A 22,872-nucleotide genomic window follows, 5' to 3' on the forward strand; every position below is an offset into this window, starting at 1 on the left:
AAAAGGGAGATTCCCCTCCCTATCTTAAAAATTCCTGTTCTTTTGTTTTTTGCTTTTCTTCTGTTTTACTTTCATTTTGATAGGCTCTTATCTGTCCTAAGATAGATGGCTTATCCTCAGATTTTTGTGCGGTTTCTTCTTTGCTATGAAGATTGTCCTCTACATCGTAGGTTGACTCAAAATAGTCGCTATCCCTAAAGTCATTGTCATATCTGTCAGGAATGCCATCATTATCAATATCTTTAGAAAGTGGATCATAGAAGTTACCTTTATCATCAATGTCAAGTCCCGTTGCTGCTCTTAAATCTTCTGAATCAACATAAACCAAATCGTTAAAAGAGGACATTTCTATTTCATTTTTCATATTCTTTAGAGCTTCATTCTCTCCCTTGTTTTCATAATCAAAGCTCTCTGTTTTGATAGGCGTATCATCAATGTACTGCGTCCAAGTTTTCTCCTCTAAATCAAGCTCATACTGAATACCATGCCTTTCATCCGGTGTATTGGTATAGGCGATACCGATATGTTTTAAATCAGGATACAAGGTATTAAATTCATCATAGCTGTGATTTTCTTCGTACTCTCTGTTACAGAAGTCAATGATGGCTCGTTTTACATCTTCTACAAGTGGATTGTCATTTCTCTTTTCTTCCACTTCTCCCATATCAAGGAGCTTATTCAGTTCTGCAAGTCTTAATACCTTAGTTTTCAGCTCATTAGCTTTTTCAAAAGGCTTTTTGAGTTCTTCTTTGGCATTTTCAAGTTGTTCTTTTGTACTGATAAGTTTTTCTTCAAGCCTATTTAATTTCTCAGGCATTTTCTCAAGAGCGTTATCCAGTCTTGTAATATTACCGTCCGCACTTGTTCCAAGCTCTCCTGAATGCTTTGCAGCACCGTTTAGGCTAAAGTTATGATCGTTGGTAAAGAAGTTATAGCTTACTTCTAAATCCATATTTCTATACTTTCCTATAACCTTGCTTTCATTGATTTTAACCTTTGAAATTGCTTCAAGCAGTCTTTCTCCGGCTAATTTCTTGTCGGTAATCTTTTCGCCTAAAATGGTAATGGAAGTAAACTTTTCCTCACCTTCCGCTTTAGGCTCTACATCAGATATATCTTTTTTGACAGCTTCAATTAGTTTTTCCGTTCTTGTAATTTCTTCAGGATAGTTTTTCGCCACCTTATCCTCTAATCTGTAACGGTTAGACTTATAGTTTGCTTCAAGTATTTTTAGTTTCGTAACTTCGTTGTCCAAATCCATCTTTTCCTTAATCTTAGGATCGCCTGTGGCAAGAGCTTTAATCTCTGCATAGTTAAGGGAGCTTTCGTCCACATCTTCCGCCACACGAACAGGAGTCTTTGAAGTCATAATCTGTGAAATAAATTTCTGCTTATTCTCTATCGTCTGGTCGAGTAGGTCGGGGATATTACTATCCCTTTCCCCTCTAAGAACCGTGCATGAGAGTTTCCCCTCACACGGCTCAAGTTTTTATAAGCCCTAATTAGAGAGCCAGCGTATTTTCTTTATCATTTATATGCAATTTTCTATGACACCAAGGGTGTACTAATGTTTTAAGGGTAATATTGTTTTGAGTTGTTTGATGTACTCTAAAGTCTGTATCCAGAGTTATTTTCTCTCCACAAACAGGGCATATTCCGTTTTGAGTTTTATACAGTCTATTTATAACTGTACGCCCTTTAAGTTCGTTTCGTATTTTTAACTCCTCTCTTTCTTCAAAGTATATTTGCCAATTTTCATCAAATGGATTTGCTTCAGCTTGTATCTTGGTAAATCTCTTAATATCAGTATCTGTAGCATATTTAAGACGAAGATAGTATTTCTCGCCATTTTCCATTCTGTCACCAGTTGCTACACTGAAAGTCCAAGTTCTATTCCCAATGGTATGGAAGTATTTCTTAGCTATCCATTTTCTACCTTTCTTTGGGTGTCGACGAACGCACCAGGTCCACAAACTTTTATATATTTCATAGTCAAGTTTTTCAAAGGCTTTCGATGAAACATTATACTTCTGATAGTTTACCCAACCTATAATGATTGGATTTAATTTTCTAATCTAAAATTTCTTGTTTCATTGACGGATTATCTTTTATGATTCGTCTGATTTTATCGACAATAGCCTTGAAAGTTCTTATCAGATGGTTTTGTCAGCAACTTATCTTTATACATCCTAATATTAACTCCAAGAAAATCGAAACCGTCATTTATGTGCGTTATGAGTGTCTTTTCCTCAGACAGTTCTAACCCTCTTTCAGCCAAGAATTTTACAATGATTGGCTTTACACCATTTTCAAGCAATTCTGCACTTTCTCCTGTAACAATGAAATCATCTGCATATCTAACAAAATTAACCTTTGGGAAATATGTTTTCTTATTTACTGTTCTTCTATGGTATTTCTCTTTGATTGCTTTTTCTAGACCATCTAATACCATATTAGAAATAATAGGTGATATTGGCGAGCCTTGGAGACTTCCTGTTTCTGTTGGAAATAGTTTTTGTTTTTCTATATATCCACACTCAAGCCAAAGTTTTAATAGTTTCTTGTTCATTGGGATATTATTTAATATCCATTCATGACTTATATTATCAAAACAACCTTTTATATCTCCCTCCAGTACCCATTTTGCAGATTTCTTTTTATTAAGTGATGTAAAACACTGCTCGATAGCATCTTGTGTACATCTTTTTGCCCTAAATCCATAAGAATTAGGGTCAGCAGTAGTTTCTGCTATTGGCTCAAGTGCAAATTTATATAGGGTTTGCATTGCTCTATCTGTCATTGTAGGAATGCTGAGAGGTCTTTTCTTGCCATTTTTCTTTGGTATATACACTCTTTTAAGAGGCTTAGGTTTATATCCTCTTAAATTTAACTTTTCTATCGCCTTATACTTTGCCTGTGGTGTTAGCCATAATTCACCATCAACACCACTTGTTTTCTTGCCTTGATTTTCAGTTACCCTCTTAATAGTCAAGGCTTTTGCATAAAATGAAGTTGTGAGTAAATGTTGTAAAGATTTTACCTTTCCATATTTACTCATTTCCCACGCTTTCACAATACGCATTTGTAGTTTTTTAACATAGCTTTCTGCTAGAGAAAAGTCTATACTTTCCCAGTTTTTAGCTCTGTTAGTAGTAGCACACATTTTACTGTTCATTTGCTTTCTCCTTTCAAAAATTCTACAAGTTCTCTTGTGATTAAAAACCAAATGGAAGTCTGCACTCTTTCAAGTTAGGGCAAATTTTGAACCCCTATCCATCTAATTACAAGATGGCATTCGCTTTTTCCATTCTCCTTTACCTGCACCATTATCAGCATTTCTTACGATTTGCCTTGCCTTATGGCAATAGTACAGGCTTACCATGTTTCACTTAATTAACGTTGATAACTTAGGCTCTACCTCTCTGCCGGTAGTCTTTTTGTCCGTGTAATCTCACTATGGAAAGGATTATCCGACTACACACCATTTTGGTTCAGGCTTATCAGCAACTTTAGCCTGTTCGCCTTAACGACATTTATCAGTAGTTCACATATGTTAGCCATATTATCAAGCCTCGCTCCCTAACCACTTTGTTGCTAGTAGTTTCGGTATTACCTCACGGTTTTACCTCAAGTAGGGCTACTTTAATATCGGCTTACCACACCTAAGTGCAGTCGATACTCGGCTCAACTAACGGAATAGTTGGTTTGGTCATTTTACCAAACAGTTAAATTAAGCGACTTCATGTCGCACCCACAAATACGCATCAAAGGTATTCTCCGTAACATAACGATAGATATTCACTTCTTTGTTTTCATTGCCCTGTCTTACAATTCTTCCGGCTCTCTGCTCAAGGTCGGCAGGACGCCATGGGACATCTAAATCATGAAGTGCAATCAGCTTGTTTTGCACATTCGTTCCGGCTCCCATCTTCTGTGTTGAACCCATAAGAATACGGATTTCTCCTTTTCTTACCTTTGCAAAAAGCTCATCTTTTTGCTTGTCGGAATTTGCTTCATGGATAAAGGCGATTTCTTCTTTCGGTATGCCCATAGCTACAAGTTTCTCTCTAATATCATCATAGATATTAAACTCTCCATTTCCCTTCGGTGTGGACATATCAGAGAAAAGAAGCTGTGTTGACCTATCATCTTTTGTCTTATCCCAAATAGCAAACACATTTTTCACGCAGACATTGACCTTACTTTCAGAATTATCGGGTAGCAGAGGATTTATTAAACGCTGATCTAAGGCAAGTTTCTTACCATCATTGGTAATCTTCAGCATATTATCTACATCCGGTTCTACCACTTTATTTCTAACATCGTCCGCTCTTTCAGATAGGCTTTTTAAGATTTCCTTTTGTTCATCACTTGGCATTGTCTTTATAACCTCATAGTGTGCTTCCGGCGTAGGAAGATTAAGCATATCCGCTGTCTGAATATCTGCAACCTCCTTGAACATAGACATAAGCTCAGGCAGATTGTAGAACTTTGAAAATCTTGTCTTAACTCTGTACCCCGTTCCCTCCGGAGAAAGCTCAAAAGCGGACTGAGTTTCTCCAAATGTGCTTGCCCAAGCGTCAAAATGCTCCAAATTATTCTTTTTAAGGCTTTCGTACTGAAGAGGTATAAAGCTCGGTCATAGAGTTTGATACAGGTGTTCCTGTGGCAAAGACAATACCTTTACCCCCTGTCATTTCGTCCATGTACCTGCACTTCATAAACATATCGGAGGACTTAAAGGCTTCAGACTGCCCGATACCTGCTACATTTCTCATTTTCGTATAAAGGTATAGGTTTTTGTAGTTATGTGCCTCGTCAATAAAGAGCTTATCTACACCAAGTTCCTCAAAGGTAATAACATCGTCTTTCTTAAAATCATCATTTAATTTTTCAAGCCTTGTTTCCAGCTTTTTCTTTGTCTTTTCAAGCTGTTTTACCGTAAAGTTTTGATTTCTATCATGCTTATATTCCTCTACATAGTTTATGATTTCATCAATCTGATCCTGAATGTGTTTCTCCTGATATTCCTTTGACATAGGGATTTTTTCAAACTGCGTATGCCCGATTACAACCGCATCATATTCTCCTGTTGCAATTCGACCGATAAACCTTTTTCTATTTTTCGGCTCAAAGTCTTTCTTATCTGCCACCATGATATTGGCTGAAGGATAAAGCTGCATAAACTCTCTGCCGATTTGACCTGTTAAGTGATTCGGTACAACAAATAAAGACTTGGAACACATCCCAAGCCTTTTACTTTCCATTGCAGAAGCTACCATCTCAAAGGTCTTTCCACTACCTACCACATGGGCAAGAAGCGTATTCCCTCCATACAAACTTCTTGCTATAGCATTTCTTTGATGAGGTCTTAAATCTATTTTCGTATTCATTCCCTCAAAAGAGAGATTTCTTCCATCATATTCACGATTTCTGATAGAGTTAAAACGCTCGTTATATAGCTTTACAAGGCGGTTTCTTCTTTCCTGATCGTTAAATATCCAGTTCTTAAATTCTTCTTTTAGAAGCTCCTGCTTTTGTCCTGCAAGAAGGGTTTCCTTTTTATTTAATACTGAAGTTTTTGAACCGTCCGGATTTACAATCTGATCAAACACCTTTGTTTCTTTTAAATTTAAGGCATCTTCTACCAGCTTATAGGCGTTTACCCTTGAGGTGCCGTAGGTCATCTCTGCAAGGTCATTTCCTCTGTCCCTGCTCTTTCCTTCTACATTCCATTCACTTGTCAGATTTGAAAATTTAACCTTAATATCCCATTTGGCATATCCTGGAGTTTTCAGCGTTTCAAAGATGAATTTTTCAATATCCTTATTCGGTATCCAAGTAGCACCAAGACGCACATTAATTTCACTTGCTTCAAGCTCCTTTGGAAGAACTTTTGTAAGCTCTGCCTTTTGATATTCCAAACGGTTCATCTCATAGCTTATCAGCTCTTTTTCTTTGCCATCTTCTGAATAGCCAAGATGAGGTAATTCTCTTTCCGTTTGTCTGAGCTTAGAAAGATAACTGTCAACAATCGCAATCTTATCTCTGATATTTCCTGATAGGTACTCATCTTTTGTTACATAACCATATTTATAGGAATTACTGCCATTTGCACAAGCGAAAGGTAAATCACCATCCTCCAAGTTAAAGGATAACGGTCTATAAAAGTTTTGTTCTTCTCTGATGTTTAGATAGATTTCCCCTCTAAGTTCTTCTATCAAAGTCGGTCTGTCTTTATCTGTAAGACTTCCCATATAGTCAAAGTCTACATAACCTTTTTCCGACATAGATAAGACAAGGGCTTCAAGGGAAGTATCTACATGGTCGATTGTCTTTGCCTTTGTTATTGTTCTTTTTGAAAAAATATCTCCCTTTGCCTTAAAGCTTTCTACTTCATCAAGGATTTCAATGGAAGAAACAAGTGGGAAGTTACTATCCTCTTTTAAGGCTCTGGTATTAGAAAGGTTATTGACATATCCATGCTTCTTAGAAAAGCTGTCATAAATTTCATTTAGTTTTTCCTGAGCTTTCTTTACTTCATCATCTGAAAAATCTTCTTTCTGTTTGTAAATAACATCCTTTAAGGCAGCATTTAACTCAAGATAGTCCTTAATCTTTTCCTTGTTTTTATCCGTTACTTCTTTCTTTACAAACAGGGAGTTTTCTCTGTAATACACCTCATCGTCAATAATGGTATAGGAAAAGTTCTTGACATCGTCTGTTGCGGGAATTGAGGTAATTTCATCATCAAGTAGCTCTATTTCTTCATACTTTGCATCTTTAGAGATTTCCTCACTTGCTTTTGTAAGTAATCCCTTTAAGTCAGCATTTTCTTTCGGTAGACAAGCAAGAGTATTTCCAAATCTTCCCGATACTTCTTCCATAGAACCAAGCACCTGTTCAGGATGATCTACAAAGTATTTGTTATATACAAGTCCCTTTTCATCTTCAGATAGATGTATCCAGTCCTCATCACGCTCTCTAATACTGTCTCTTTTCTTTAGGAAAATAATGTCCGATGTTACTTCCGTTCCGGCAACTCCCTTAAAGGTATCATTTGGAAGTCTGATGGCTCCTAAAAATTCTGCTCTTGCTGCAATGTAGCGTCTGACACTTTCGTCCTTTTTATCCATCGTCCCGCTTGATGTGATAAAGGCGATAACACCACCGTTACGAACTTTATCAATGGACTTTGCAAAGAAATAATCATGGATAAGGAAGTTATTTTTGTTATACTCTCTGTCGTTTACCTTGTATTCTCCAAAAGGTACATTACCGATTGCTACATCGAAAAAGTTATTGGAAAAAGAAGTTTCTTCAAACCCTTTGATCTGTATGTCACTTTCAGGATATAAGAGTTTTCCAATTCGACCGCTTACCGAGTCAAGCTCTACACCATAAAACTTAGACTTATTCATTTCATCAGGGATATTGCCGATAAAGTTTCCGACACCCATACTTGGCTCTAAGATATTACCCTGCTTAAATCCCATACCTGCCAGTGTCTTATATATGCTGTCAATAACGGTTTTCTGTGTGTAAAAGCTCGTTAGAGTAGATTCTCTTGCAGCTTCATATTCAGATGGCGATAGATTTTCCTCTAAGAAACTTCTTGCAACTTCCCATTGTCCCTCTTTACTTTCATCAAACACATCAGCAAGTCCGCCCCATCCGACATACTTTGCCAAAACTTCCTGAGCTGTACTGTCAAGTTCTCTTTGTCCACTTTCGATTCTGTTTAGCATAGAAATTGCTTCAAGGTTTTGGTTTAACCTTTCGCTTGGACTTAACTTTTCAGGGAGCGTTTCTTCTCTAATTTTGAAGTTATGAGCATCAGCTTTATTTATTTCAATTTCTTCAGTTGTCTTTTCAGGATTCTGATATGTCAGATTTTCAAATATCCTCTCAAGGTCACTTTCAAGACGATAAGGAATCACATCGGAGCCTGTTATCATACCGCCAAGATATTCTGTATTGTCCTTAACCGTTACCGTCTTTAGATTGTTTCCCATATCATCAAAGCGTGTAATGGTATAGTCTTTATCCTTGTATCTGACTTCATCTCCAACGATAAAGTTTGGTCTTTCAAGGCTTACCTGCTTTAATAAGTCCTCATTATCATCAAATGTTACAACCGGTATTTGATGATTTCCACTTCTTACCGGATCAAGCCATAAATCATTCCTTCCTGTGATTTGGTTTTTAGAAATCTCCTTTATAGTATATTCTTCATGGTTGAAATAGACGGTATTACCCTCTTTAACTGCAAAATCATCTAAATGGTTTCCCTCTTTTTCATTAAGCTCTACTTCTTCTCTATCCTTTAGGTAATCAAATAAGGTAGCTTGAACTGCATCAGGCTTTGTAAATTCTTCTGCTTCTTCAGATGCTTCAAGTTCCGCTTTATTTTCAAAACTAAGTTCTCCGTTAAAGACGGATTGAAGCTCCCGCTCATCCATCTGCTTTTTAAGTTCTGTATCTTTCAGCTCTCTAAAGGTCTTTGGAAAATCTTCTAAAATAAGCCTTTGGGCATTTAATTCCTTTAGTTCTTCAAGATTAAAATATCCCCATTCAGGTTCAATCCCAAGTACCAGTCCAAAGGCATCGCCGCTTTCTTTATCATATTCCGTCATATACCAAGTCCAATTAGAACGGAAAGGTATAATATATGCAGCATGAACCTCTTTATCCGCTAATGCTACATCCTCCTGTGCATATAGCTCCGGCACTCTTTCAAGCATTTCTTCAGTCATTAGGTTTTCAGGATTATCTTTAGAATAATATTGTGGTTCTTCTATCTCTTTTGTACTTTCTGTTTCCTTTTCTTCAAAATAAAGTTTTTTAGAAAACAGCTCGTCGATATGCTTTGCTACATTTGACCATGTAAGAAATACATCGTTACAATGATTCTTCTGTAATTTAAGTCCCTTTGCATCGTGCCATTCATCACTTCCCTTTGCTCCTGAAACGGCATGAGAATGACCTCCGATCCCATACTCATCTTTTAAGAAATTCGCTTTTTCCTGAAGCGTATGATTTTCTTTGAAAAACTTAGTAATTCGCTCTTTTCCTTGAGATACTCCACTTCCTCTTGAAATCGTAGCAAGAACTTCATCTTCAGTAATAAAGCCTTGTACCTTTGGAAGTTCGGTAAGATAAGAGGTATATTCCTTTCTCGGAAGTTCAAGCTCCTGCAATTTTTGATAAAGGCTATCTACCTTGTGATAATGAAATCTTAGTACATCTTTGTTTTCTTTGTATCCTGCTAAAAAACGGCTGTACTCCCTAATTGTGTCTTTCAGATATTGGGGATTTTTTAATGCCTCAGATAATATTTTTGTTTCTTCCGGAAAGCCACCACCTCTTTCTATAAAGTCAAAATAGCCTTGTGCTTTCCCTTCTTCACTTAAATCGTGATATAGATACCATAGCGATTCTGAAACTCTATCTCTTTCATAGTCCTGTGCTTCTAAAAGCTCTACATTTGTAGCAAACTCTCCTGTTTCTAAAAGCTCACTGATTCTTCTTGCAGCATCACTCCAGCTTAAAATTTGCGTCATATCTTCTCTTGCTGATGTTCCATAAGCTAAATGAACGCCTTTATCCGAATACCAGGAAGATACCTCTCTTTCATCAATATATATTCCATTTCCGCCTCTAAAGGTATCTTTAAGGTATTCTCCTAATTCTTCTACTGTTTTCCCTTTGGAAAATTCAGCAATGATAGGAAGTCTTTCGCCCTCATGGTTTCCACCGTTTACAAGAATACTGTCAATATCATTTTGAGTAAGAGGTATTGTAAGTTTAATCTGTCCTGATCTGTTTTCGGGTAAAGAAAAAGAAGCCTTGTCAGCTTCTCTTATCTCTTTATCCGTATTTTCTTTTAGATTTCCACTATCTCCTTGATTGTCATTTCTTTGAGGGCTGAAATCATCGCTTTGTACTGCGGATGGCTCTCGTCCTCTATCTTCCAAGCCATCATCAGTTTCGGCTTCTCTGCTCGCATAAATTCTATCGCCTGTTTCTGAGTATCCATCAGGTGCCCTATCAGTTTCTTCTCCTTGTATAGATCCACTAACATCTCGAAGTTGCTCTGCTCCTCGCTGTTTGAAAGATAATCCAGTCTCATCACTGCGTATGTCGGATTCGGATATTCCCTCATAAAGTCCATCTCTTCCTCCAACTGATTCAGTGTATTCTCTTTGATTTTCTCTATTATCTCGTCCGTACTCTCCATTTCGGAAAATTCGCTCGTTTTCACTAATTCTTTCCTGATCATCTCGTCGAAGTACATTTTCTTCTACCTCCTCTAATTTTTCTTTTATTCTATTATATCCTGCTTCTTTACCTCTTAAAACTTCTTTTTGAAGCTCTAACTCTTTGCTTTTTTGAATGGTTGCATCAATGACTGTTCCGCTAATGTCCGATACCGTTTCTCCAAGGCTCATAAGAGAAATGCTGTCAAGCATTGCAAAGTTTTCCTTTAACAGCTCCTTATCCATAGGATAGTCTAACTTAAATCTTGAAGCTACTGCATAGCTCACTGAGTCCCTTGCAAACTTGGTAAAGGATATTCTGTCCTCATCAGATATTCTAAGCTCATTCATAAGGCTATCTATCTTTTCATCTCCGTAGAGCCTACTTAAAGAAAAGATATTTTCTAAGGTGTTTTCACTTTCTTCATACCCTTCAGCTTTTATCATTTCTTTTAATACATCTCTATGAGCTTCTTTATCAAATCTCCAAAGATTTACCTCATTGACATCTCTGTTTTTGGAAACTGTCTGACTAATATCAAAGATATAGTCCACCTTTTTGTATGTGCCGTAGTCCTCTAAAATGGGAATACCCTTTTGACCTCGCATAACGGTTCTTCCGAAGCGTTCCCTCCAGTAATCAAACTTGGCACAAGCTGTCGCTTCAGGATTTTTATCATAAATACTTAACTGACTTCTAAAATCATATTTCTGATTGTTTCCGACAACCTTTAAGAGCTTCAGATATTCTGCTTCACTCTGCAGAACATCTTGTTTTATTAGTTCCAAAATGTTATGAAAATCATTTATTCGCATGTTTACCTCCTTCTTTTTTACAAATAAAAAAGGCGGTTAGATTTTACTCTAATCACCTTTGTAATAATATTGCATTATCATCCTATTTCAGCTTTTTAATTGATTCACTCTCGGATAATATCTTCATCTGTTCAATTGCTATTGAATTTAGTTTTTCCAGTCTTTCAGATTGACTCATGCCCTCATTTATAAATACCGCATTAAGATTTTCAAGATTAGAAAGGCATACAAGCTGCGATATATCTGCATAATCTCTAATATTTCCTTTCAAATCCGGATTTTCATCACGCCATTCTTTCGCTGTTATTCCAAACAAAGAAACATTAAGAATATCTGCCTCACTTGCATAAATAAAGTTAATTTTTTCTTTTGAAAGTTTTTCAGGTACAAGTTTATTTTTAATGGCATCTGTATGAATCCTATAATTGATTTTTGCCAAATTCCTTTTTATATCCCAGCCTAACTTCTTTTGTTCTTCTTCCTTTAGGCGTTCAAATTCTTTAATCAAATACAATTTAAAGTATGGAGATACCCAAGAAGCAAACTCAAATGCTATATCTTTGTGAGCATAAGTTCCGCCATATCTTCCTGCTCTCGCAACTATACCGATAGAATTCGTTTTTTCTACCCACTGCTTAACAGATAAAATAAATCGGTTAAATCCTGCTTCATTTTTAATTCCCTCGAATTCGGGGGAATTAAAATTTGTATTATACATTTCTTCCCAAATACCTAAAAACTCTATTGTATTCTTGTTTCTAAGCCATTTTTCTATTAAAGCAGAGCCGTTCTCAATATTTCTAACCATATCTGTCAAAGAAATGTAGTCCCTATTATCTATGGCAATAATGCTGATTTCTGAACCTTCAACATTTATTTTAGACACATAATCACCTCTCAATCATTAAATTGATTACCTTATATTATAGCATTTTTAGGGCATTTTTTCCACCTTGAAATTAGTGGCATCTTACTTGGTATAAGTGGAAACCACTTCTTTTATCTCATTTTCAATCGCTTCTAAAAAATTTTCCTTTGAAGATTGCCCCTGTGCAATATCCGATAACTCCATTTCCCACTTTGCTGTTGTTTCTGCTGATTTAAAAGTATCGGCTACAATCGTTACAAGGCTGATTCCTTTATGTGTAGCAATAAGGTTCTTTTTATCTCTTTCTACAAATCCCTTGAAAATCAAATTTTCAATAATCCCTGCTCTTGTTGCAGGTGTTCCAAGTCCTTTTCGCTCAACCTCTACTCCTTTTTCAAGTGCATCATTTCCTGCAAGCTCCATAGATTTAAGAAGAGTATCTTCAGTAAAGTGTTTAGGTGATGTTGTATACTTTTCTTTTATTTCCTTGTTTTCAATGCTCAATACATCACCAATGTTCACATCAGGAAGTGCCATATCTTCATTTTTCTTAGACTTGTATTCTTTAAGATATTTTGTAAAGCCTTCATCTTTAATTGTCTTGCCGGAGCTTGTAAATTCAAAACCGTCAAATTCAGCTACAATCTTCCTTGTGTTTTCCACTAAAGGATAGCCCACACTTGTGTGGAATTTATCGGATATAAGGAAGTAAACTTTAGCTTCACTTAAAGGAAGTTCTGAAACATCTTCTTTTAAGGAACTGATTGTCGGGATAATCGCATGATGATCTGTAACCTTTTTAGAGTTAAATACCGTCTTAATACGACCCGTATCAAAGTCATTCTTTCCTAAGATATGATTGATGGTACTTGTAATCATATCTTCCGTTAAGCATCTGCTGTCTGTTCTCGGATAGGTAATCAGTTTCTTTTCGTAAAGACTTTGAGCATAATCAAGTGTCTGCTTAGCTGAGTATCCAAAATATTTATTGCACTCTCTTTGAAGCGTTGTCAGGTCAAATGGCAGCTCAGGCTTTGTTATCTTTTCCTTTTGAATAACATCGGTAATTTCTATCTTATCGCCTACTAAATTTAAGAGCTGTTCCGCTGTTATTTCATCATCAATTCTATCTGTTGATAGTGTAAAGCCATTAAGGCTTAATTCCACTGTATAATATTTTTCTTTCTTAAAATTTGCTATCTCATCATCTCTATTTACAATCATTGCAAGAGTTGGTGTTTGTACCCTCCCAACAGAATAACTCTGTTTATATAGGCACGAATACAGTCTGCTTAAATTCATTCCCACAAGCCAATCTGCTATTGCCCTTGCTTGTGATGATTCAAATAGATTATCGTAAAAACTTCCATCTTTTAGGTTATCAAAGCCCTCTTTAATTGCACTATCTTCCATTGATGAAATCCAAAAGCGTTTCATCTGCTTTTTACAATTTGCCTGATTATATACAAGCCTAAAGATGGCTTCTCCTTCACGCCCTGCATCGCAGGCATTTATCACAATATCTATGTCCTTATCATTCATTAGCTTTTTAAGAATCGTAAATTGTTTCTTTGTAGACTTTGCAATCTCATACTTATATTCCTTTGGAATAATCGGTAAATCAGCCATATTCCACTTCGCATATTTTTCATCATAACTATCAGGATTTGCCATTTGAATTAAATGTCCAACACACCAGCTTACCTTGTATCCGTTTCCTTCATAATATCCGTCTTTCTTTTTTGTAGCTCCAATTACTTTTGCAATAGAAATTGCAACACTTGGCTTTTCAGCAATTACAAGTTTCATCTATATTTTTCCTCCTGTTTTCAATATAAAAGGGCGAAAGATTTTACTCTCTCGCCCTGTGTTTTGCACCAAATATTGTATAGTTTTGGGTGCAAACTCATTCTACCTCATCAGCCTGTTTATCTTCTGTTTCTGCTTCATCTACTTCATTTTCACTTTCTTCTTCCTCCGAAAAGAAATCATCATCTTCCTCCTCAAAGCCTTCAAGCTCCTTATCTTCTTTTTTCTTAATGACCTTGAAATAATATCCTGCCCCTAATGCTCCTGCTACTACAAGAATGAGAATTAAGTAAGTTCCCATATTGCTGCTTTCTTCTTTTTTTACTGGCTTAGGTTCTTCTTTTTCAGGTTCTTCCTTTTTAATTTCCTGTTTCGGAGCTTCTTTCTTTTCAACCATATTGAGAAGATCATCTTCTGATACTTCTGTTAGGAGCATGACATTCTCGCTATCCTCATCGTGATTGATGATTAAATGAAAGGTCTTGCCATTCTTAGTAGTAAAGGTAACAAACTGTCTTGCATCAGCAGAATATTTATCCGTTTCTTTATTATCTTTACTGTCATTATGGCGAATTGGATAATCCTTGTTCGCATTATCCTTATTTTCCGTAACAGTTCCTCGTGCCTTTGATGGAGCAGAAGCAACTCCTTTATTGGTATTTACATTCTTACTTGAACCATCCATAGAGGAATCCTGACTGCTGTTATTGGCAGGCTGTTTCGGTGTCAGCTTATTGGGATAACGAACTTCTTTTTCTTTTTCATCGGTCTTGTCAACATTTGTGTCCTTTGTAATCTTTCCTGTATTATCCTGTGATGATGAGCCTTTACCCGTATCACTTACAGATGTTTGAGGAAAGTTTCCTGTTCCTGTTTTCATTCCAGAGATAGGGCTGATTGGTGTTACAGTAGGATTATGCGTAACTGTAGCCTTGCCAACCTCATTCGTCTTTTTCTCAAGCTCCTTAATTTTCTCAGTTAGCTTCTCAATCTCCTTTTTCATATCCGCCGATAAGTCCTTATCGTCTTTTCTCTTTTCAAGTTTTTCCTTCAGCTTATCTATTTTTTCCTCAAGGTCTTTGATTTTCTCCTTTTGCTTGTCGCTTAATTTATCCTTGTCCTTAATCTCCTGACTTAGCTTATCAAGTTTTTCCTGAAGTTCCTTAGATTCCTTTTCCATTTTTGAAATATCATCTTTGCTAAGCTCTGTTTGAGTTCCCTTATCTTCTGTTTTTGGCTTTTCTGTCTGCGTCTGAGCATTACTTTCTAACTTTTTTACAATTCGGATAATACTATCGCTTCCATCACCTTTTACTGTGTAGTTTACAAAATCGTCATTAAAGCTCATGTTATCAGGAAGCATTTCAAGATCAGAAGCGTCAATCACCTGATTTTTGTCAAAGAAAGCTGAATACTCCTTATATACCTTTCCATCCTGATATTGATATTTGACCTTTACTTCACTTTTTGTCTGACTTTCCTGATTCTTTGTATCCTTATTGTCTGTTTGAGCTGACGCATTCGCTACCCTCTTATATAAATCCTCTAAAGGTAATTCAAGATATGGGACACCGGTATGAAATCTGTTCCATGTTTCAATAATCAGCTTGTCCTTAACAATCTTGATTTCTTTTACATTGTTGATATTGGGATTTGCTTCCTTTACTCTGCCAATAATAGCGTTCTTTGTTTCCTCTTTAAGCTCTCCCTCATAGTCAACTGTTACTTTCTCAATTTTTCTATTTAACTGTAAAACAGGGCAGGTATAGACAATGACATTTGCTTTCTTTCCTTTTACGGTTCGCTCTTCCGCATTTTCTGTAATATCTCCAATATAGTAATTATCTTTATCTCTTGGAGAAACGATACTTGTAAAAGCACCTGTCCCTACATTGTGAATTCGATAATATGGATATGTTTTCTTTGTCATGTATCTTAGATCATCTAACTGATTTTCTTTGTCCATATTCTCATTGGTAAAGGTTTCATTATACTTATCGACAACTACACCTCCCTTTTCTTCAAAGGATTTTGATAAGGAAAATTTAAAGTTCAATGGCTGACCTTCTTTATTTTCTTTTCCGACATAATAAAATCCTCTAAAGGTGTCATCTGAAGTATGATCCTCAAATTTCAGTTCATAATATGTTTCATATTTTTCAGGCGGTTCATTTGACGCAAATACTGTCTTTGCACCAACTTTTAATACCCCTAAAACTCCACCCATTAACAGGGTAAAAGCTACAACAATAGCTGTAATTCTTTTATTTTTCAAACTGGTTTTCATTTGTTTTCTCCTTTTTCACTTCTGCTTTTTCTCTGTTTACTTTTGCCATTAAATCACTGATTGTAATGTTGTTCTTTCTGCAAATGGCAATAATTTCTTCGTTTTCAAGTTCTTCCTCACGAATGAACAAAGGCTCCAATTCTTCATCAATCAGAGCCTTTTTATCCTTTAACTTCTTTATTCTGTTTTTTACTGCTGTCAGTTCTTTTTTCAAATTGTGTCCTCCTTATCTGTTTACATTTGGCGGAAAGCCGAAGCCTACTGGATGATGCTGACAGAAAGTTGCTATCCAATCATCTAAGGTAGTTACTCTGATTCTCCCGATATTATCTATTACCTTGCCATCGCCTATATAAATGCCTACATGACCATAGGTAAGTCCTGCTGTACTTCCACTACTACTGCTTTCCACCGCTACAAGCATTCCCACCTTGAGTTTTGACCTGTCTGATGTAAAGGTGTAGTTTCGGTACATATCGCAGGCATTTCCGCCAATATATCCAAGTCCTGCATTTTGATAGACCTGCGATACCCACATGGCACACCAGCCTGCACCCGGAGATGGCGTAATGTATGCAGCATTTACAATTTTCTTTTGAACTTCCGTAGAAGCTTCATACTCTTTTCCGCCTCCGATACCTCCATTGGAAGCAATAAGGTCGCTATTACCAAAGGCTTCTCCCATATTGCCTTGAGCAAGGAATAAGGCTTCATAGTGCTTTAGATTGTCAGGATAGTTTGCAAAGACTTCTCTGATGATACTGTCCATTTCCCTTTTATGAAGGGTTACAATGAGTTTCTTGTACTCGTAAGGTTCTTCATGGCTTTCGGTATATTCATTTCCATCTTCATCGGTATAAGTTTCTGTAACTGTCCTATATCTGATTTCCACTTCTTCCTTATACTCAAGGTCATACATGGACTTAAAAAGCTCATTTAATACGGAGCTTACTTCCGATACATTCTTTACTTCTCCGCACCTTGATGTAATGTAGGATAAAAGCTCATGGACATTATGCCCGATGTACTCTGTGTTATTTAGGATGTACTCGTCATATCCGGGATAATTCTCTTTGACATGATCAACCTCGTTTTGAAGCTCACTTTCCATAGCGGAAAAGTTCTGATTGATTTCATTTAGGACATTTGGCTTTGACAAATAGCTTGTTGTAAGAACAGAACTTGTGGAGTTCATAAAGCCTGTCATTCCTGTCCCTGCAAAGTTGATAAAGAAAGTTCCCAAAATAATAAGACCTATGAAAATAATCATAAGTCCCTTTGCTTTTCTTAATATAACTTCCTTTGAACTTTTAAGACTTCCGATAAGCCCTTCCTTAATGCGATCTCTAAGCCTTGACTTGTTCTGCCTTTTAATGGAATCTTTCATCTGCTTTCGCTTTTGAAATCGCTTAAAGTTATTTGCTTTTTGATACTCCTGTGTCTTTTTTAGCTCCTCTTTGGCATCTCGAAACTCTAACTTGGATTTTCGCTTTCTGATTTTATAGTCCTTATTCGTAAGGTCATATCCTTTTTTTGCTCTTTTCTTATCTGAATAGTTCTTAATGCCATGAATGAGTTTTGAGCTTGTGTCGGCTGTTTTTTCTCCTGCCTCTACCCCTTGATTTTCATCACTTCCATGAGATAAGTAATCTCTTACGGTTTCACTTCCTTTAGCAAGTCCTGATAAAGCGGACACCTTAGAAGCCTTATCCCTAAAAGTTCTTTCCTGTTCTTTAGAAATCCTGTTTTTCTTTTCTCTATCAAGGATGGCTTCTTTTCCGCTTTTTTTATTGTCAGCATTTTCCTCTTTGGCTTCTTTATCCTTTTTTCTGGTATAGAGCTTATCGGAATAGTTTTTTCTCTTATAATTTTTCTTTTGAGCTTTTTGGCTTTTTGAAAAGCTTTTTGTCTCTTCTACTTTATGTTGCAGATTATCCTCTACATCATAGGTTGACTCAAAATAGTCGCTGTCCCTAAAGTCATTGTCATATCTGTCTATGATTCCGTCATTGTCGAGGTCTTTTCCTAAAGGATCATAGATTTTTCCATCCTTAACCTCAGTATCATAATCAGCTTTTCCAATTTCTTTTTGACTTACACCTTCTGTTTCAGTTACAGAAGCTACGCTATCCTTATCAGAAGCTCTATACCTTGCATTTCTTTTAGAAGTTTTTCCGTTTAATTCAGTTTCTGCACTTCTCTTACTGACCTTTTCATGAACCTTATCTTGAAATCTGTCTTTGTCATGGACGATTTTCCCTCTGTAATCATCATTATGCTTTAGTTTATTTTCTTCAGGCTCTATACTGCCATTACTTTGCAACCTTTCCTTTTCAATCCTTGCCCTTTGCCTTTCCTTAAAGTCCTTTTTCAGTTTCTTTCCCATAAGCCTACCTCACTTCTTCAGGCTTGGTTGTCATCTTCTGATAAAGAATTGTGTCTTTCGGGAACTTATCAAGGAAAGGTACAATGGTATTTCCAAAGAACAAAAGTCCTTCTCCTGCATTGGAATTGGTTACATATTTTAGCTGTGGCTGTGAGATTTTAAGTTTCCTTGCTAAAATTTCTCTATCGCCTGAAGCCTGATTAAGCATTAGCACAAAGTCCGTATTATCAAAGATATTTTCTATCTCCTTACTCATCAGTAGGTCTTTGACATTTTGTGTAATACCTGTCGGGATTCCTCCCCACTTACGAAATCTTTTCCAAATTTCTACGGAATAAGAAGCTGTCTGCTCGTCTTTTAAAAGCAAGTGAAACTCGTCGATATAGTACCTTGTAGCCTTATTCCCTCTGTTTTGCGATACCTTATTCCATACCTGATCCTGAATAACGAGCATTCCAATTTTTTTAAGCTGCGAGCCTAACTCCTTAATGTCAAAACAAAGAAGCTGCTTATTTAAGTCCACATTGGACTGATGGTTAAATACATTAAGAGAACCTGTTACATAAATCTCCATTTCCGTTGCCAGTTTTTTCCCGACTTTTTCTTCCTGATTTTTTAACATATCATATAGGTTTTGAAGAATGGGCATATTACAAGGCTTTGGATTTTCAAAATACTTTTCATAAATCTTAGGAAGGCATCTGTCTATAACCGACTTTTCTTCTGCTGTAAGACCGCTACCACCAACTACTAATTCAAGCATTGACATAATGAAGTTTGCTTTATCTTTCAGCGGTGCGTCCCCATCGCCATAGTTCATATTGATGTCAAGGGGATTTAGATAGTCTTTTGACTTACTGCTAACCTTTATGACTTCTCCTTTAAACTGACGCACAAGGTTTCCGTACTCGCCTTCCGGATCGCAGATAATCACATCATCATCGGTTGTAAGAATGGCATTTGCCATTTCTCTTTTTGCACTAAAGGACTTACCACTTCCCGGAGTTCCGAGAATTAGACCGTTTGGATTTTTCAGTTTCTTTCTATCTGCCATAATCAAGTTATGACTTAGGGCATTTAGTCCATAATACAAACTGTTCGCCGAATTTATGAAAAGCTCCTCTGTGGTAAAAGGCATAAATACTGCCGTAGATGATGAGGTTAGTCCTCTGTCAATTTCAATCTTATTTACCCCAAGTGGAAGTACACTGATTAAGCCCTGCTCCTGTGAGTGATCAAGTCTTTTTAACTTGCAATTATGCTTATTGGCAATAGAGCTGATTTGAGAAATGGTATTATCCAGCTTTTGAATCGTCTTTGCAAAGTTCATAAAAATAATGGTTACAACAAACATTCTTTCATCTCTTGTCTGGAGGTCTTTTAAAAGACTTTTTACATCTTCTCCATAGGTAATTAAATCACTTGGAAGAATGTCCATATCATATCCCGACCTTACAGCCTTTTTATTTTCCTCAATCTTCATCTTGTCAATATCAGTATTTTTCCTTTTTACCATCTTGATGGCTTCTGACTGCTCGATTGCCTTGATGTGAAAAGAGATATTGATGTTATCGTCTATATCCAAAAACTCGGCAAGCATACGGTCTGAAAGCTCACTTGCAAGGATTTGAAAATGACTTGCTGCTCCGATAAACTTTCCAAACTTAAAATACCTTGACGGTGTAAAGTTAAATTCATCAGGAGCAATGTATGTCTTTGTGCTTTCCTTTTTCTTTAAGTTCTTATATGAAAATTCAAAGGTCTTATTAGGATTTAACACATCGTGAAGAATCTTTAGCCTTTCCTCTCCGTTCAGGCTTTCCGCTCTTACTCCCATACTTTTAAGACTCGATAATATATCTATCTCCAGTCTTTCCAGTTTTGATGTTGCCTGCTCTAAATTATCCGCTTCCACCGTAAAGGTTACATACTTTGATTTTTTCAGTCCGTTATTTCCCTTAACAATCTGACTTTTAAGCATCTCCCTAAACTCAAGGCGTATATCGTCAAACCCGTCCTTTTTATCCGGTATTTGAATGGCTGATTTCATTTCTTCATTTCTGCCAAGCTGATTGATATATGAAAATTCGATGCTAATACTTGGATCAAAGGAATTAAGAAAGTTTGCAAACTGATTAAAAATCAAATCCCTATCTTCTTCTAAGGCAAGCTGATAGTTTATATCCTCAAAGGCGATACTCTTATTAAAATGCTTTTCATCAATCTGACATATCCCGCTTTTTAAAAGTCTAAGGTAGGGAATGGTATCTTCAACAGTGTATCTTTTCGGTTCTTTCCTAAAGATAAGGTCAAGTAATCCGCCCCTATCTTTTTTAGACTTTCCTTTATTTTGCTTTAAGTCCTGTTTTTGACTTCTTAACTTCTTTTGGTTTTGTTCTAACTTTAGCTGCTGAATCTTTCTTTTGTCTTTCAAGGTAAACCTCCTTTCTCACTCTTTTTTGTGGCTGATAAAATTTATGAAGGTAAACATACTTAAAGTATTTCTCAAAGCTAAGTCCGTCCTTTTCAAAAAGAGTGATGAAAAATATAGGGAGAGTGGACACAATGAGAAAGATGACTGCTATATCATTTGGAACTACCTTTCGCATAAATAAATAGATTGGTATTCCAATCATTCCTGCAATCGTAAAACCTATCAGTTGTCTTTTGGTCAAGTTGAATGCAACCTTTGTTTTTACCTTCTTTAAGTCTTTTGGGATAGGTACATACGCCATAACTTACCTCCCATCTTCTTTATTCTTTGAAAGCTCCTCTATATGCTCATATACGGAGCCGATTTCTTCCTGAATACTTGCAATCTGTTCATCTATACTTCTGTTATATCTTTCCTGCATTAGACAAAAATCATTGTGGCAGCGACCGATGTCCTTTGTTCTTTCTTCCAAGTCATTCACTTTGCTGTGAAGCCTGATTCTATCCATCACTGCCAAAATACCTGTTCCAACTGCTACTGCTATCAATACTGTTTTTCTTTTGTTCATCATATATTTCCTTTCTTTTAGTGTGCATTTAATACGCTTTTGGCCAGTGTTCCGCTCTTTAGCATCATTAACCCCAGCAAAACCGCATATCCAAGTATCGTAAAGGTACTTGTGTGTATATCTGTTATCTGTATTGTCTTAACTAATACTGCGTATATTCCAAGACAAACCATTAAAAAGAGTCCTTGTAATCCTATGGCAAATAAGCCTTTGATATAGTTTGTTCCAATCTGTCCCCACTCTTTGTTTCCCATAGTTGCAAATGGAATGGCTGAAACGGATGAGTAAACATATATCTCAAACATTCTTCCGTAAACCACAAGCATAATCACAATAGAAATGACCTGTATTGCCACCTTTATGAGCGAGGTTTCAAAGAGTATCATGACAAGCTCTCCAAGACCTTTATCTTTTAAGCCTTCTACCATCGTTACAATCTGATCTCCGGAGATAACGGCAGAGGTGTTAATTACCCCTGCCACTTTATTTACCATGTGCTGTGCAACATCAAAGACTGCCATAGAAAACTGAAAAGCGTGGGATACTAACCATACGGCAATCCACATCTTTATGATGTACTTGAAAAATTCAAAGGTATCTGTATCGTGCATATTGTTCTTTTGCATAACCATATTGATAAGCTCGATACAAAGGACTGCCGTTATGATTAGCCCTGCAATGGGGATAATGACAGAGTCGTTAATGCTTTTAATAAAGCTGAAAACCTGTCCGTTCCACCCCATCGGTGTCTTTCCCACATCCGTTGCAATCGCACCAACTTTATCGTTGATGTCAAGAAACATGGACTCTAAGTTTGCTTGGATACCGCCCAGTAGAAGATCTTTGAAAAACTCCTCTATCTTGTCGAATATTCCAAACATTTAATTTCTCCTTTTCTTCTTACTTGAGTACATTTGCAAGTAGTGGAATTAGCTTTAATCCGATTAAGACGATACCGCCTCCCGCCATAAGCTGCTTAATGCCCTGAGATTTTGCACCCGGATTGTCATTACCATAACCTTCCATCAGGTTAATAACGCCCCATGCTCCAAGTCCTGCACCTACTGCCATAACTAAAATCTTTAATACATTTACTGCTTGTGTAAAAAATTCCATAATTTATTCCTCCTCGTTTTCTTCTTTCTTTTCAATTTTGTTGTATGACTTCACAACAAAGTTTTTGTAAGTCTTTCCCTCTTTTTCACGCTTCTTGAAGTAGCCAAAGATATGAATCAAATCGCCCTTTTCAAAGGCTTTTGCTTTCTCCGCTTTTTCTCCATAGGCTGCACAGTTGATATATTCCTTGCCTTTCCCATACTTTTTTACAAGCGTAAAGTTTACAACTTCAACAGCTTCTCCCTCTTTGTCAAAACTCGAAAAAGTTGGTTCTGCCAATAAGTTGGCATTGATGTTAATCATTTCTTGCTTCATTAAAAATTTCTCCT

Annotated in this window: 11 protein-coding genes and 3 pseudogenes; all 14 read right to left on the bottom strand. The window is 36.5% G+C overall.

The features are described 5' to 3' along the window. Window positions 1-19: 19 nt before the first annotated feature. Window positions 20-1,414, bottom strand: a pseudogene (locus STRPS_RS01695) (helicase-related protein); the annotation flags it as partial. A gap of 88 nt (window positions 1,415-1,502) precedes the next feature. Next, window positions 1,503-3,175, bottom strand: a pseudogene (ltrA, locus tag STRPS_RS01700) (group II intron reverse transcriptase/maturase). A gap of 576 nt (window positions 3,176-3,751) precedes the next feature. Beyond that, window positions 3,752-11,075 (bottom strand): annotated as a pseudogene (locus STRPS_RS01705) (helicase-related protein); the annotation flags it as partial. Between the two features lie 82 nt (window positions 11,076-11,157). Further along, a complete protein-coding gene (locus tag STRPS_RS01710; protein WP_002843620.1) occupies window positions 11,158-11,961 on the bottom strand; it encodes a KilA-N domain-containing protein in 804 nt (267 codons plus the stop codon). Window positions 11,962-12,045: 84 nt separating this feature from the next. After that, the gene (locus tag STRPS_RS01715) at window positions 12,046-13,752 is read right to left on the bottom strand and encodes a DNA topoisomerase 3 (protein WP_007896555.1); all 1,707 of its coding nucleotides are present in this window, start codon (window positions 13,750-13,752) and stop codon (window positions 12,046-12,048) included. A 97-nt stretch (window positions 13,753-13,849) separates the two neighbouring features. Further along, on the bottom strand, window positions 13,850-16,039 hold the full coding sequence (locus tag STRPS_RS01720; protein WP_007896303.1) for a CD1107 family mobile element protein: 2,190 nt from the start codon (window positions 16,037-16,039) through the stop codon (window positions 13,850-13,852). Further along, the gene (locus STRPS_RS01725) at window positions 16,017-16,253 is read right to left on the bottom strand and encodes a hypothetical protein (protein ID WP_000711923.1); all 237 of its coding nucleotides are present in this window, start codon (window positions 16,251-16,253) and stop codon (window positions 16,017-16,019) included. Before STRPS_RS01725 ends, STRPS_RS01720 begins: the two co-directional genes overlap by 23 nt. Before the next feature lie 12 nt (window positions 16,254-16,265). Further along, window positions 16,266-18,425, bottom strand: coding sequence for a CHAP domain-containing protein (locus tag STRPS_RS01730; RefSeq protein ID WP_007896190.1), 2,160 nt, complete (start codon window positions 18,423-18,425; stop codon window positions 16,266-16,268). 4 nt (window positions 18,426-18,429) lie between these two features. Further along, the gene (locus tag STRPS_RS01735) at window positions 18,430-20,859 is read right to left on the bottom strand and encodes a VirB4-like conjugal transfer ATPase, CD1110 family (RefSeq protein ID WP_037598881.1); all 2,430 of its coding nucleotides are present in this window, start codon (window positions 20,857-20,859) and stop codon (window positions 18,430-18,432) included. Then, complete coding sequence (locus STRPS_RS01740) at window positions 20,771-21,160, bottom strand: PrgI family protein (protein ID WP_007896228.1); 390 nt, start codon at window positions 21,158-21,160, stop codon at window positions 20,771-20,773. The genes STRPS_RS01735 and STRPS_RS01740 overlap by 89 nt, the downstream gene beginning before the upstream one ends. 3 nt (window positions 21,161-21,163) lie before the next feature. After that, complete coding sequence (locus tag STRPS_RS01745) at window positions 21,164-21,427, bottom strand: hypothetical protein (RefSeq protein ID WP_007896551.1); 264 nt, start codon at window positions 21,425-21,427, stop codon at window positions 21,164-21,166. Between the two features lie 17 nt (window positions 21,428-21,444). After that, on the bottom strand, window positions 21,445-22,308 hold the full coding sequence (locus STRPS_RS01750) for a VirB6/TrbL-like conjugal transfer protein, CD1112 family (RefSeq protein ID WP_007896405.1): 864 nt from the start codon (window positions 22,306-22,308) through the stop codon (window positions 21,445-21,447). A 19-nt stretch (window positions 22,309-22,327) separates the two neighbouring features. After that, window positions 22,328-22,543 (bottom strand): Maff2 family mobile element protein, encoded by a 216-nt coding sequence (locus STRPS_RS01755; RefSeq protein WP_000394208.1) that lies wholly within the window; start codon window positions 22,541-22,543, stop codon window positions 22,328-22,330. A gap of 3 nt (window positions 22,544-22,546) precedes the next feature. Then, window positions 22,547-22,858, bottom strand: a complete 312-nt coding sequence (locus STRPS_RS01760; protein ID WP_000807040.1) for a hypothetical protein — start codon at window positions 22,856-22,858, stop codon at window positions 22,547-22,549. Window positions 22,859-22,872 lie beyond the last annotated feature (14 nt).

This window comes from Streptococcus pseudoporcinus LQ 940-04 (genome assembly GCF_000188035.1).
GTDB classification, from domain to species: domain Bacteria; phylum Bacillota; class Bacilli; order Lactobacillales; family Streptococcaceae; genus Streptococcus; species Streptococcus pseudoporcinus.

Excerpts from the sequence above, each read along its gene's own strand:
- STRPS_RS01715 (WP_007896555.1), bottom strand. The coding sequence starts at position 13,752 with ATGAAACTTGTAATTGCTGAAAAGCCAAGTGTTGCAATTTCTATTGCA.
- STRPS_RS01720 (WP_007896303.1), bottom strand. The coding sequence starts at position 16,039 with ATGAAAACCAGTTTGAAAAATAAAAGAATTACAGCTATTGTTGTAGCT.
- STRPS_RS01730 (WP_007896190.1), bottom strand. The coding sequence starts at position 18,425 with ATGGGAAAGAAACTGAAAAAGGACTTTAAGGAAAGGCAAAGGGCAAGG.
- STRPS_RS01740 (WP_007896228.1), bottom strand. The coding sequence starts at position 21,160 with ATGGCGTATGTACCTATCCCAAAAGACTTAAAGAAGGTAAAAACAAAG.
- STRPS_RS01745 (WP_007896551.1), bottom strand. The coding sequence starts at position 21,427 with ATGAACAAAAGAAAAACAGTATTGATAGCAGTAGCAGTTGGAACAGGT.
- STRPS_RS01750 (WP_007896405.1), bottom strand. The coding sequence starts at position 22,308 with ATGTTTGGAATATTCGACAAGATAGAGGAGTTTTTCAAAGATCTTCTA.
- STRPS_RS01755 (WP_000394208.1), bottom strand. The coding sequence starts at position 22,543 with ATGGAATTTTTTACACAAGCAGTAAATGTATTAAAGATTTTAGTTATG.
- STRPS_RS01760 (WP_000807040.1), bottom strand. The coding sequence starts at position 22,858 with ATGAAGCAAGAAATGATTAACATCAATGCCAACTTATTGGCAGAACCA.